Origin of the sequence: Erythrobacter sp., assembly GCF_039988855.1 — a bacterium.
In the GTDB taxonomy this organism is placed as follows: Bacteria; Pseudomonadota; Alphaproteobacteria; order Sphingomonadales; family Sphingomonadaceae; genus Erythrobacter.
This window is the reverse complement of the sequence record NZ_JBDXIY010000001.1, coordinates 45,044-57,118: the sequence shown is the minus strand read 5'-3', so window position 1 is coordinate 57,118 and position 12,075 is coordinate 45,044. Positions and strand designations below refer to the sequence as shown.

The window sequence follows — 12,075 nt, the reverse complement described above, 5'->3', positions numbered from 1 at the left end:
CCTTGCAAGGGTTCAGAATTGACGCGATAGAGGGCGGGTCATGACGCGCGCATTCACTCGTATCTTAGCCCCGCTTCTGGCCCTCTTCGCACTGTTTTCAAGCGGCGTGGCCATGGCGGCAGTGGAAATTCATTTCCATTCCTTCAATGGCTCTGTTTTTGGGCGATATCCGCATACCTTCATCGTGCTTGATGGTACGCTGGAGGCTGATGGCCGCACCGTAAAAGAGAATTACGGTTTTTCCGCCAAGAGTTCGACCGCCGCGATTTTGAGCGGTTGGACCGAGCATATGGTGTATGTCGAGAAGGAGAAATACATCGGCAAAACCAATCGCCATTTCTCGATGACGCTCACTGATGAACAATATCTGCGGATCGTAGAAGAAGTGCGAAAATGGAAAAATGAGCCGGGTGAGCGTTACAGTCTGGGGCAACGCAACTGCATCCACTTTGTAGGCGAGATGGCAAAGATACTGGGTTTGAAGGTCGAATATCCGCGCAATATGCTGAGGCGGCCAAAGAAATGGCTCAACCACATCACGGGGCTCAATCCTGAATTGGGCGCTGTGCGTATCAAATAGGCGTTAGGCCGCTTTCCAACCCCAGGTAAGGTGGTTGGGTGGCACGTTCATCAGGACATATTTCTTATCCACCCGATCAAACGCTTGTTCGGTCAGTCGGCGTGCTTTTAGGCGGTATTGATAGGTCAGAAATGCGCCGCCAGGTTTCAGTACGCGGTAAGTCGCATCCACCATATCTTCGGCAACTTCTAAAGGAAGGCTGGATATCGGAAGGCCGGAAATCACAATGTCTGCAGCCTCAAACCCTGCTTCTTTCACAATCCGCTCAACATCGGTGGCTGAACCGAAAACCGGCTTGAAGCGCGGATCAGAGATCGTCTTACCTAAATGCTCAACAAAGTGGGCGCTGGTATCAATTGCCAGAAGCTGTGCATCTTCCGGCAAATGAGCCAGCAAGCGATGGGTGAAAGTGCCGACCCCTGGCCCATACTCTACCACCAACTTGCAATTCTTCCAATCCACCCGCTTCATCATATTGTCGATTGTCGATTTGGAAGAAGGAAAGACCGCGCCGACCATTCCCGGCTCTTTGATCGCACCTTGAAGGAAGACGCCAAACGGCCCCAAAAGCCGCGTGCTTAGTTTCACACCGCCGCGTTTCACTTTCTTGGCACTGATATTGCCTGTCATGGACTTCCTATTCCCCCTTAACGCATGTCTTTAATGAAGCCTTCGAGGTCGGCTGTGAAGGGCCAATCGACAGAGCGCGGCAAGTGACCGTTGAGCAGACTCATCGGGATAAGTGTGCAGCTTACCTTGCCGTGCCCGCTGCCTTCCGGAATCAATCGCGGCCATGGCAATTTTATCAGACAAATGGATTCGCGAAGCGGCACAAAACCGCGGCATGATTGAACCTTTCGTTGAGGCGCAGCGCCGCGAGGGCGTGATCTCATACGGCCTTTCCTCTTTTGGTTATGACGCGCGGGTCGCGCCCGAGTTCAAGATATTCACCAATGTGAACTCGGCCACGGTCGATCCCAAGAATTTCGATGCGGAAAGCCTCGTCGACCGGGAAACAGATGTTTGCATTATCCCTCCCAATTCCTTCGCGCTCGCCCGCACGGTTGAATATTTCCGTATTCCCGAAGACGTGCTGGTGATCTGCCTTGGCAAAAGCACTTACGCGCGCTGCGGTATTATCGTGAATGTGACCCCGTTGGAGCCCGGTTGGGAGGGTCACGTGACGCTTGAATTTTCGAACACTACGCCTCTGCCTGCAAAGATCTACGCCAATGAAGGCGCGTGCCAGTTCCTGTTTTTGCAGGGCAATGAACGGCCCGAGGTTACCTATGCCGATAGGGCAGGAAAATACATGGGTCAGCGCGGCGTCACGCTGCCTAGGCTCTAAAGGTGCCCGCAGGTTTTCCATTCTGGCGCGTCGTTCCATCTGAAAGCGGGCGACAGGGTGCCTACACTCTCCCAGTCATGCCGCCTGCCACTGTAGGCCCCGAAGGCGCTCCTCATATTATGGGCGGGGTCGCATTGGCCGCGATAATTGATGCGATGGAAGTGGAAAGCGGACAGCCTGTTCTTTGGGCCAATGCCCAATTCCTTAGCCCAACCCAGCACGCAGAAGAACTGCATATCGAGTGTGAGCAATGCGGCGGAGGGCAATCGGTGGGACAATGGATGGCGAATGCCCATGTCAATGGACGCCCCACCCACCGGGCAAGCGCAGCCCTTGGCGCGCGCGAGCCAAGCGAGAAGGAGGTCTTCATCCGTCCTCCCGACCTTCCTGGGCCTGATGATTGCGATCCAATCGAAGAGGAAAGGTGGAGCGCGCCTGGATCTTTGATTGATCAATGCGAGATGCGGCTTGCGCGGCAGGAACCGGAAACCGGCTTTAACGCGATATGGGTGCGCAATGCTTCAAGCTTTGACAATGACAGCGGTTGGCTAGCAGTGATTTCGGACTTTTTCCTTGGCGCACACCCGAAAAGCGCACGCGGCGGATCGAGCCTCGATGCAACCTTCCGCTTCGTACAATCGGCGCCAGCAGGATGGGTTTTATCCGTCACGCAAATGGGAGCCATTGGCCGGGGCGTAATCCACGGTCAGGCTCAGCACTTTAGCGAAGATGGACAGCTGCTGGCACTGTCCAGTCAGACAGGCGTGTTACCTCGATACCCGCTAGGTTAAGCATGTCGTTTTGGAACAACATGCCGCTGCTGCGGCTTTGATCAGGTAAAATCTGATTTGCAAGCGGTTGGAACTCCGCTCGGCCTCTAGCCAGCGCGTACTTTGTCTTCAGCTGCGATCAAAATGTCAGCAAGCATCCAATAAGCATCGCCCCAAGCATCCAATACTTCGTCTGTGGCAACATCCGCTCCCAAAACATCGCGAATTGCAGGCAGCAATGCCTCTGCGACAAAGGGATAATGTTTCGCCTGAACACCGGTTTGGACATGGCGAGCGACCATCGCCTCTACGGCCGGACCAAGGTTGCCGAGTTTGTCGATATTCTTAGCGTAAGCGAGAATAGCCGCCGCTAGTTTGCGCGGTTGCTCGCCGCTCTTTTGCGCGGCCGCATCAAACATCGCTTTGATTTCTTCATCTTTGAACAAGCGCGCATACATCGCAGTTGTGATGTCTTCGCCATACTTTTGCAAAGCCGGAGCCGTCGACTTCACGATAGCCATTTTTTCCGCAGATACTGTGCGCACTAACTCTTCTCCTAGGGGAATGAAGATCTATCCAATCCGGTCAAATCTTGTCTTGGCGCCCACTACGGCAGGATGTGATGCCGAGCAACTGCAAGATGCTCGTTCAAAGAGCTACGAACGCGCAATTCCCATTTTGACTCTCGTCGCCCCTCGCCCCATGGATCGAGATCACAGGAGAAAATTGCCATGGCTGAGACTGAATTCGATATCATTGTGTATGGCGCCACGGGCTACACAGGCCGTTTGGTCGTAGAATATTTGAACAACCACTATGGCCCGCGCGATGACGCTCCGACATGGGCGATGGCGGGCCGCTCGCAAGAAAAACTCGAAGCGGTGCGCGACGAAGTGGGCGCTCCTGCCGATACGCCTTTGGTGGTCACCAATGCCGATGATCCCGCAGATCTTGAGGCGATGTGCGCGCGTACCAAAGTGGTGCTCACCACTGTGGGTCCATACCAGATGTACGGCGACAATCTGGTCGCGGCCTGCGTCAAGACAGGGACGGATTATGCCGACCTATGCGGAGAGCCTGCGTGGATGGCGGAGAAAATCGCCGAGCACGGCGAGGCTGCTAAAGTTTCCGGCGCACGCATTTGTTTCTCAAGCGGGTTCGATTCCATTCCCTTTGATCTGGGAGTGATGATGACCCAAAAGGCAGCAAAAGAGCGTTTTGGCCAACCATCCCGCAAAATTCGCGGACGTGTGCGGGCGATGGCTGGCACCTTCTCAGGCGGAACTGCGGCAAGCCTTACAGCGACGATGAAGGCGGCGGCTAAGAACCCCGGCATCATCAATGTGCTGCGCAATCCCTTTGCTTTAGCAGAAGGTTTCGATGGTCCCGGACAGCCCACCGGCATGGTACCCATGTATGAAGCAGACCTCGACAAATGGGCCGCACCATTTGTGATGGCGCCGATCAACACGAAGAACGTGCACCGCACCAACTTCCTTCTCGGCCACCCTTACGGCAAAGACTTCCAATATGATGAGATGATGCTCACCAGCCCCGGCGAAGCGGGCAAGAAGATGGCCGACGCGGCCGTTGAGATGATGAAGAACCCATTCGGTGCAAAGCCGCCCAAGCCCGGCGAAGGGCCAAGCAAGGAAGAGCGTGAGAATGGCTTTTACGATGTGCTGTTTGTGGCTGATGGTCCAGACGGTGAAAACCTGCATTTCGGTGTCAAAGGCAAGTATGATCCGGGTTATGGCTCAACCAGCCGAATGATTACCGAGACCGGCATTGCCCTGCTTCACAGTGATGCGGAAGGCGGCGTTGGCACACCCGGCGCGTTCTTGGGCGAGGCCTTGGTCGACCGGTTGCAAGATCATGCGGAGATACAATTCGCCGCCGAGAATTGATCTTGGTATTTGAGGCAAAGCAAAAAGGGCCCGCCGATCCAATCGGCGAGCCCTTTTTCTTTAGAGCTTCACAATCATACTCGCGGAATTAGAATCTAACCCGTGCACTCGCACGAATGTTGCGGCCGGGAAGGGTCACGAAATCCTTCGTGAAACTTGAATGGCGACGACCGGTTGAAGCAAACAGGTTTTCTCCTGCCAATTGCAACACAACGTTCTCATTGTCCGCAAGCGGACGCCAAGACAGGAAGAGATTGACGAATGTGAAATTGTCAGTCGCCGTCTCAAGGCCTGGGGTGCCAGCCTTGCCATCGGTATATTGCACTTCGCCGCGAAGAGTGAACGCATCCACATCCGCTTCAAGCGCGCCAAGAAGACTTAGCGGCGGGATACGCGGCAAATCGCCGTCAAGCTCACCAGAAAGGTTGGCCTTGACGTAAGATGCCCGAAGGTCCGCCGTCAGATTGAAGGCATCGTTTTCAACCAGAGGGATGTTCGCATCGGCTTCGAACCCGTAGAATTTGGCATTCGATTGCAGAAATTCGAACACGGGCAGATCGTCCTCTTCCTCTCCCGTAGGGTTCAGGAAGATGTAGTCGTCAAATTTCTGATAGAATGCTGAGAGGTTTAGCGTTGTGCCGTTGAAGTCCAACCGAGTGAATGCTTCAAGACCCCAAGCGCTCTCAACATCCAAGTCCGGATCGCCGATTTCGAATGTTTGCGTCGCAATGTGAGGGCCGTTGGCAAACAGTTCTTCACCAGCAGGCGCACGTTCTGAACGCGAAAGGGTGACGCCAATTCGTCCCAAATCATTTTGAAGTTCAGAGACGATCGAAACCGCGCCAGAAAAGAGGTCAAAATCGCGGTCTACACCGACGCTGTCCGATTCAACATCAACGCGTTCGTAACGACCCGCCAATTCCAATTGAGCTGCGCCAAGGTCGATTTCCTGCACAGTGAACAGTGCCAGTTGAGTGGTTTCATTAGGCGCAACAAACGCCTCTTCGCCCACCGCTTCAAAATCGCGCGACGTGACTTGGACGCCAATCACACCGCCGCTCGATTGGATAAGCTCGGCGCGCGCTTCAAAGGTTTCGGTTTCAAAGACCGTTCCGACTTCGGTCCCCTCGAATTCGGTGTGAGTGTAATCAGAATAGCCTGCTCTAACCTTCAACCGGTCTGCAAACCCGCCGCCAAGCGCGATATCACCGCGGAAATCAAAGCGCCATTGTTCAAGCCCGATGGAGACTGTTTCTTCTTCCTCGCCCTCTTCCTCTTCACCTTCTTCGCCTTCTTCACCATGATGGCCACCTTCTGGATTGCCAACGATCCCGTAGAACGTGTCATAGTATCCAGCAGAAGCGCCAAACGTCGTGTCGCCAAGGATAACGCCAATACCGCCATTGAAGGTGTAGGTTTCCGTTGCACTGTTAGGGAGGAAACCCTCTTGAGCCGCCGCTTCGCGCAGCTCTTCGGCTTCTTCCAATTCGCCTTCTTCTTCTTCCTCGGCCGCATCGGCGAGAAGGTCAGCGCGCAAGTCATCGGTCAACTGGAAACCCGGAATCTCCAGATCATCAGTTTCGCGGTAAGAACCATCCACGTGAACAACGAACATATCGCCAAGTCCCACGTCAAGCGATGCACCGCCGCTGCGAAGATTGCTAACGGTGTCGAATGCGGTCAGAGCGTCAAACTGGAAACCACCTTCGGGACTTTCAGTAGGAATGCGGCGATCGAGCACATTGACCACGCCGCCAAGCGCCTGACTGCCGTAAAGCAGGGCTGCCGGACCGCGCAAAACTTCGACACGTTTAACGGTCAATGGATCAATAGTTGTTGCGTGGTCCGCCGATGTGTTCGCCGCATCAGCGGTCCCAAGTCCGTCAATCAAAACCCGCACACGCTCACCGTCCTGACCGCGCAGGATCGGACGCGAAGCACCGGGTGAAAAGCTGGTGGCGGATACACCGGGAAGCTTGTCGAGAACTTCGCCAATTTGACCATCAAGATTCTCCTGAATGTCCTCTTCTTCAAGGGAATCTTGACCAGCGATAAAGTCGAGCTCTTCAAGGCCTTCGGCGGAGACGACAATATTGCTGGCGATGTTGACAATGGCCGGCGTTGAAGCGCGATTTGTCGCCGCTTCGCTTTCAGCGTTTGGATCTGCCAGCGCAGGTGCCGCAGTCGCGGCGAAAGAAAGGGCAGTTGCAACTGCGAGATAGGAGGGGATGGTTTTCATAGGAATAACGTCGGCCTTCAATGTTATGTTACACTATATCATTGAGCGCACCAATGACGGCATTCCTCCCGCGCGTCCAGAGCAAAACACTGTGAACACGATGGGTTTGAGGAATGATTGGAAAGGTGCGGCAAAAAGGACACGCGGAACCGAGCGCCTTATCGCTTTGGCCGATCCTTGGGCCAAAGCGATAAGGCGCTCAATCAGCAAAGGGTTGGGCAGCGGCTTCGACCAGGCCGGTGTCTGCTACTTGGGTGCCAAAGCTGACAATCAAGTGGTCCTACGCCAGTCTGCCTTTTCAAGCTTGCGGCGCAGATATGCGTTAAGCTCCAAGGTTCTGGACAACTGATAGCCGCTTAATGCCCAAGGCCTTCTCGCTAATTCGCGCGAATAAACTGGTCCAGAATTCTGACGAGTTCTTCCGGTTGGTCCTCTTGAATAAAATGGGCACCGCCTTCGACCAGAGTATGCGCCTGACCTTTGGCCCCCGGAACATCGTCTTGCCATTGCTTGTCCCGGCCCGCCATCAAGTTGTCATCGGCCCCGAATGCCGTGATGAGAGGTTTATCCCAATTGGCGTAGAACTGGTCAAAGATCGCCTGGTTTTGCCTGAGTTGGCTGGCCACCAATGATGGGAACATCCTTACTCCGGCCATGGTCTCTTCGGTTGGGTATGGCGCAGCATAGCCGGCAAGTTCAGCATCAGACAATTCGCGCGTGGTCCCATTTTGGAAGAGCAAGGAGAAGTCGAATGTGTCACTGGTCTTTGCATAGGCAACCCAAGTCGCAAAAGAGAAATCCTCGCCGCCAAAGTCCAATTCCTGAACATCGCCTTCGTTCCATACAGACGCCCGGAACAGTGGGTATCCAAGCCAACCTTGCACTCCGTCCGCCGCTGGCAAAGTTGTGTTCGACAGCATTATCCGAGCAAAGCGGTCAGGGCGTTGCTCAACCACACGAAGCCCAATTAGACCGCCCCAATCTTGGGCAAATAGGGTGGCGTCTTCGAGCTCAATCGCATCGACGAAACCGGCCATGACATCGACATGCATTTGATAGGAATGATCTGACCAATTCACTGGCTTATCAGATTTACCAAACCCAACATTGTCAGGTGCAATGACCCTATATCCGGCGTCAGCCAGCAAAGGGATCATATGGCGATAGAGATAGCTCCACGACGGCTGGCCATGCATCAATAACACGGTTTGACCGTCCTTTGGGCCCTCGTCGACATAGTGAATCCTATAGTCCGCCACTTCGACATAGTTTGGTTCAAAATCGTAGTCGGGCAGGTTTTCAAATTGGCTGTCTGGGGTGCGAACAACTTCGCCGGTTGTCCATTCTTGCGAGGATTGCATTGAGACAACCGCGACCACTCCAAGCACAGCAAGAACGCCGACACCAATCAGCAGGCCTTTGATTATTTTCATCATAATTTCGCGCTCTTTACTCGTTCTTGGAAGTGTATTTCTAACGCCAACTCAAATGGCCATTTGGCGATTGATACGGAATTTCCGTCCCTTTGTCTTCGTATTTTATTGCCCCGCGATTTCGGCATCCAACACATCAGTTGGGGACATTTCATCGGCATGCAAATGGACCTGCTTGTGGTCGCAGCGCCCCACCAAACCGGGCCTGAGTTGCGTGAATTTATCCGTGTGCAATTTGTGCCTTAGCCACCGCATTGATTGGGCTTTGCCTGTTCAACCTGAGTTCGAAAGAGTAAGCGTTCCAAGGATCCAATGAAAGTGAGATTATTGCGATGAAAGCTGTCAAACTCTACGGCTATGCGACCAGCCCTTTCGTGCGCAAAACCGGTTGCTTTCTTCACTATAAGGGAATTGAGTTCACACATATCCCAGTCGATCCGACAAAGCCTAACGAGACCATCGGTTTTACCGGGCGGACACAGGTTCCGGTCTTGGAAGTCGATGGAGAATGGCGGCTAGAATCGTCTGCGCATGCACATTGGTTGGATGAACTGTTCCCTGAAGCCCCCCTTTGCCCTCCACAGCATCGTGCAAAGATCAACGAGATCGATGCATGGATAAGCGATAGCTTCCTTTTGAGCATTTTCCGGTATCCGATTGACGGCCCGGACACCCTTCAATTTCGATATCGCGGTTGGAGGCTTGCAGCGCTTTTAAGCGCGCATACACCGCTTCCCGAAGAGGTGCGTCATCAGTGGCCCAATGCGCTTCGCAAAGCTCCTTTCATTCGAGCGATGGCTGAACAAATGGACCTTACCGAGAGCATATCTGACATGCAGATGCGGATTGCGATGGAACTGGTCGCGCATATCGGGGAAGGGCCCTTTCTGGGAGGTTTCGCCAAGCCTACCATGCTCGACCTAGCGGTCTTCCCGCAATTGGTATGGAGTTATATGTTTGGTCTTGAAGAGCAGCTTAGTGCTGCTGCGCACCCGGCAATCAAGGCTTGGTTGCAACGAGTTTCTGAGTACCTACCCCCAAACCCCACTCTGGTATCCGACAAGATGTTAGTAAACTCGCTACAAAGCGGACTTAGATAGGTTGGCATTTTCATGCGTGAGAGATGACCGATCATGGAGCGTAAGCTGATCGGCCCTATTCCGGATTTTATCAGCTAGAACCAGTCATTCCGCTTACGCCTCGTCAGCTGACTGCCTGATTTGGCAATAGGTCATGGTTAGAGCGGACATTTCGCGCAGATTGTGCGCGCAGCTTAGCCATTATCTAAGATGCGGAACTTCGCCCCTAGCTTTCAAGAGTCACAGTTACGTTGATATCGCCGGAAAGTTGTGCTTGCGCGACAATTCGGCATTCCAATCCACCTGCAAATGTCACCGTTATGTCTGATAGACCCGCCAAACCGCTGACTTGCGTGTTGCCGCCCCGCGCCTCTGAAGCAAGTCGATTGAAAGCCTGAAGCGGTGCTTTCAATACCGAGCGCGACCGCATTTTCGCCCGTGGCGCTGGCACCAATGCCGCTGGCCGAATTGAGCGCGAAAAACTCAAGCTCGGCCTCATTGGCCTCAGCCACGGCCACGGCCATCGCACCATTCGCAGTTGTTTGAGCCGCCAGCGCTTCCTCGCGCGCGGTATCGGCATCGGCCTGCGCTTCCACAGCGGTCTCGAAAGCCATATCGGTTTGCTCTTGAAGCTCCTCCATATTGGGATCGGCACCTGCAAGTGCCATCAAAGCGCGCTGTGCATCCGCGTGGGCGGCATCGGCTGTGGTTTGAGCGGTGGCTGCATTGGCCTGTGCATCGCCCCCAATTGCGACAGATTCCAACCCAATTCTGGTCAATTGGTGTTCGCCAGAACGTCACCAGAAATGCCTTCGCCTATCTAATTCGCCAACAACAGCAATTTGAGCTTGCTCAACTATGTTTGTGCAGTGCAACATGCTGCATATGCGAATCGCAATTGTCGATGAAAGCGCGCCACGCGCCTCCATTATTGAAGAGGGCCTAGGCTCGTTGGAGAATTGCGAGATATTTACGCTGACTACTCGCGAACGGCTCGTGGATCGCATCGCTGAGATTGCGCCTGACATTGTTTTTCTGGACTTGGGCAACCCCTCGCGCGACGTGCTCGAAGAGTATTTCACCGTTAGCCGCGCGCTTGATCACCCTATTGCGATGTTTGTCGACAACAGCGACGAAGATTCCATCGCTGCCTCGATTGATGCCGGCGTCTCGGCCTATGTGGTTGACGGTCTATCGGCCAAAAGGATCCAGCCGCTATTGCAGACGACAATCCAGCGCTTTGAGGCCTATGCACGGCTTGAAGCGGAGCTCGCTGAGGCGCAAGGCAAGCTTGCCGAACGCGAAACTATCGACAAGGCAAAGCGGATTTTGATGAACACTAAGGGCGTTTCAGAGCCGCAGGCATATGCCGAACTCAGACAGAAAGCGATGTCGTCCAATCGTCGGATTGTCGAGATCGCCGATGCTGTTGTCACAGCACATGATTTGATAGGAGATGTTTCATGACCAATCGCTTGCGAATAGGTTTTCTCCCCCTCGTTGATGCCTGCCTTCCCATTCTTGCGCATGAGCATGGCTTTGCGGAGGAAGAGGGGCTTGAGCTTACTTTCCTGCGCGATGTGTCCTGGGCCACGGTAATGGACCGCTTGCTGTATGGACACAGCGATGCAGCGCATATGTTAGCACCGCTTGCGATCGCGGCGAGTTTGGGACGCGGACGGCCTGCGCAGCCACTTGCTGCGCCCTTTGTGCTTGGCCTCAATGGCAATGCTGTCACCATTTCCAATGCTCTTGCCGACGCACTGGAGACAAGCGGCGAGTTGGAAGGTCCCAAAAGCCTGGGAGAACGACTTAAACGCGTCGCACAAGAGCGCCGAGCAGCTGGCAAGCCTTTGCGATTTGGCGTGGTGCACCGTTATTCGACCCACAATTACATGCTGCGCTATTGGCTCGCCAGTTGCGGGATCAAGCCCGATGAGGACGTCGAGATCGTCACTGTCGCTCCGCCGTTTAGCGCGGATGCAATGGATGCAGGCGAGATCGATAGTTCTTGTGTGGGCGAACCTTGGAACTCCATCGCGGTGGAAAAAGGCGTGGGGCAAATCGTGCTCGCCACCGCTCAAATATGGCGACGCGGAGTGGAGAAAGTTCTGGCGCTGCGTGAAGAACGGCTGGAGGAAATTCAGCCCAGCGTCGAGGGCCTTATCCGGGCCATGCGCCGGGCGGGTGAGCATTTTGTTGATCCAGAGAACTGGGACACCAATGCTGCGATCCTTTCACGGCCTGAATATTGCGATGCGTCTCACCAATTAGTGCGCCGAGCGATCTCCGACAGGTTAGTCTTGCGCCAAGGCAAGGCGTCCCGCGAATATCCAGATTTCATGTTCCAATACCACGAAGCAGCCAACTTCCCATGGGTAAGCCAGGCCGAATGGCTCTATAGCCAATTGGTGCGCTGGGACGGGATGGAATATGACGCCGATCACGCGAAAGCTGCTTCCCGCGTGTTCCGACCTGACGTCTATCGCAGCGCCTTGAAGGATACCGACAACCCCTTACCCACAGCCAATTCAAAAGTTGAGGGAAGCGTTTCTGAGGCGCTTGAAGCGTCGGTCCAAGGCGGAACTATCCTTCTTGAAAACAACACTTTTTTCGATGGCGAGAGTTTCGATCCAGACTTGCTTGAAGGCTACATCAATTCGCAAAAGTAATGCTGCGCTGCAAAAATAGATTTGCATAAACCTCGAACCGAGACTAT

13 protein-coding genes are annotated in these 12,075 nt (G+C 54.2%); 8 read left to right on the top strand and 5 right to left on the bottom strand.

Annotated features, from left to right (window positions below):
* Nucleotides 1-40 precede the first annotated feature (40 nt).
* Nucleotides 41-580: a hypothetical protein gene (locus ABJ205_RS00285; protein WP_348160437.1), complete on the top strand. Its 540-nt coding sequence runs from the start codon at nt 41-43 to the stop codon at nt 578-580.
* A gap of 3 nt (nt 581-583) precedes the next feature.
* Here the strand turns inward: ABJ205_RS00285 and ABJ205_RS00280 are convergent, their stop codons facing one another.
* Complete coding sequence (locus ABJ205_RS00280) at nt 584-1,210, bottom strand: methyltransferase domain-containing protein (RefSeq protein WP_348160435.1); 627 nt, start codon at nt 1,208-1,210, stop codon at nt 584-586.
* 163 nt (nt 1,211-1,373) lie between these two features.
* Here ABJ205_RS00280 and dcd point away from each other — a divergent pair, with 163 nt between their 5' ends.
* A complete protein-coding gene (dcd, locus tag ABJ205_RS00275; protein ID WP_348160433.1) occupies nt 1,374-1,928 on the top strand; it encodes a dCTP deaminase in 555 nt (184 codons plus the stop codon).
* A gap of 2 nt (nt 1,929-1,930) precedes the next feature.
* Nucleotides 1,931-2,719, top strand: a complete 789-nt coding sequence (locus tag ABJ205_RS00270) for a hypothetical protein (RefSeq protein WP_348160431.1) — start codon at nt 1,931-1,933, stop codon at nt 2,717-2,719.
* Nucleotides 2,720-2,805: 86 nt separating this feature from the next.
* On the opposite strand, the gene ABJ205_RS00265 is transcribed toward ABJ205_RS00270, so the two are convergent.
* A complete protein-coding gene (locus tag ABJ205_RS00265; RefSeq protein ID WP_348160429.1) occupies nt 2,806-3,243 on the bottom strand; it encodes a globin domain-containing protein in 438 nt (145 codons plus the stop codon).
* Between the two features lie 186 nt (nt 3,244-3,429).
* Here ABJ205_RS00265 and ABJ205_RS00260 point away from each other — a divergent pair, with 186 nt between their 5' ends.
* A complete protein-coding gene (locus tag ABJ205_RS00260; RefSeq protein WP_348509971.1) occupies nt 3,430-4,605 on the top strand; it encodes a saccharopine dehydrogenase NADP-binding domain-containing protein in 1,176 nt (391 codons plus the stop codon).
* 88 nt (nt 4,606-4,693) lie between these two features.
* Here the strand turns inward: ABJ205_RS00260 and ABJ205_RS00255 are convergent, their stop codons facing one another.
* Nucleotides 4,694-6,844 carry a TonB-dependent receptor gene (locus ABJ205_RS00255; protein WP_348160425.1) on the bottom strand — a complete coding sequence of 717 codons (2,151 nt, stop codon included), beginning with the start codon at nt 6,842-6,844 and terminating at the stop codon, nt 4,694-4,696.
* Between the two features lie 25 nt (nt 6,845-6,869).
* On the opposite strand from ABJ205_RS00255, the gene ABJ205_RS00250 reads away from it, so the two are divergent.
* The gene (locus ABJ205_RS00250; RefSeq protein ID WP_348160423.1) at nt 6,870-7,193 is read left to right on the top strand and encodes a hypothetical protein; all 324 of its coding nucleotides are present in this window, start codon (nt 6,870-6,872) and stop codon (nt 7,191-7,193) included.
* 28 nt (nt 7,194-7,221) lie between these two features.
* Here ABJ205_RS00250 and ABJ205_RS00245 read toward each other — a convergent pair whose 3' ends face one another.
* The gene (locus tag ABJ205_RS00245) at nt 7,222-8,280 is read right to left on the bottom strand and encodes a haloalkane dehalogenase (RefSeq protein WP_348160422.1); all 1,059 of its coding nucleotides are present in this window, start codon (nt 8,278-8,280) and stop codon (nt 7,222-7,224) included.
* 329 nt (nt 8,281-8,609) lie between these two features.
* Here ABJ205_RS00245 and ABJ205_RS00240 point away from each other — a divergent pair, with 329 nt between their 5' ends.
* Nucleotides 8,610-9,377 carry a glutathione S-transferase family protein gene (locus ABJ205_RS00240; protein ID WP_348160421.1) on the top strand — a complete coding sequence of 256 codons (768 nt, stop codon included), beginning with the start codon at nt 8,610-8,612 and terminating at the stop codon, nt 9,375-9,377.
* 212 nt (nt 9,378-9,589) lie between these two features.
* Here the strand turns inward: ABJ205_RS00240 and ABJ205_RS00235 are convergent, their stop codons facing one another.
* Nucleotides 9,590-10,135, bottom strand: a complete 546-nt coding sequence (locus tag ABJ205_RS00235) for a hypothetical protein (RefSeq protein ID WP_348160419.1) — start codon at nt 10,133-10,135, stop codon at nt 9,590-9,592.
* 106 nt (nt 10,136-10,241) lie between these two features.
* On the opposite strand from ABJ205_RS00235, the gene ABJ205_RS00230 reads away from it, so the two are divergent.
* Both ABJ205_RS00230 and ABJ205_RS00225 read left to right on the top strand, forming a co-directional pair.
* On the top strand, nt 10,242-10,823 hold the full coding sequence (locus tag ABJ205_RS00230) for an ANTAR domain-containing protein (RefSeq protein ID WP_348160463.1): 582 nt from the start codon (nt 10,242-10,244) through the stop codon (nt 10,821-10,823).
* Nucleotides 10,820-12,028 (top strand): CmpA/NrtA family ABC transporter substrate-binding protein, encoded by a 1,209-nt coding sequence (locus ABJ205_RS00225; protein ID WP_348160417.1) that lies wholly within the window; start codon nt 10,820-10,822, stop codon nt 12,026-12,028. The genes ABJ205_RS00230 and ABJ205_RS00225 overlap by 4 nt, the downstream gene beginning before the upstream one ends.
* Nucleotides 12,029-12,075: the final 47 nt, after the last annotated feature.

Bases quoted from the DNA above. Each gene is read 5' to 3' on its own strand.
- ABJ205_RS00255 (WP_348160425.1), bottom strand. From the start codon at position 6,844: ATGAAAACCATCCCCTCCTATCTCGCAGTTGCAACTGCCCTTTCTTTC.
- ABJ205_RS00250 (WP_348160423.1), top strand. From the start codon at position 6,870: ATGTTACACTATATCATTGAGCGCACCAATGACGGCATTCCTCCCGCG.
- ABJ205_RS00245 (WP_348160422.1), bottom strand. From the start codon at position 8,280: ATGATGAAAATAATCAAAGGCCTGCTGATTGGTGTCGGCGTTCTTGCT.
- ABJ205_RS00280 (WP_348160435.1), bottom strand. From the start codon at position 1,210: ATGACAGGCAATATCAGTGCCAAGAAAGTGAAACGCGGCGGTGTGAAA.
- ABJ205_RS00230 (WP_348160463.1), top strand. From the start codon at position 10,242: ATGCGAATCGCAATTGTCGATGAAAGCGCGCCACGCGCCTCCATTATT.
- ABJ205_RS00260 (WP_348509971.1), top strand. From the start codon at position 3,430: ATGGCTGAGACTGAATTCGATATCATTGTGTATGGCGCCACGGGCTAC.
- ABJ205_RS00240 (WP_348160421.1), top strand. From the start codon at position 8,610: ATGAAAGCTGTCAAACTCTACGGCTATGCGACCAGCCCTTTCGTGCGC.
- ABJ205_RS00285 (WP_348160437.1), top strand. From the start codon at position 41: ATGACGCGCGCATTCACTCGTATCTTAGCCCCGCTTCTGGCCCTCTTC.
- ABJ205_RS00225 (WP_348160417.1), top strand. From the start codon at position 10,820: ATGACCAATCGCTTGCGAATAGGTTTTCTCCCCCTCGTTGATGCCTGC.
- dcd (WP_348160433.1), top strand. From the start codon at position 1,374: ATGGCAATTTTATCAGACAAATGGATTCGCGAAGCGGCACAAAACCGC.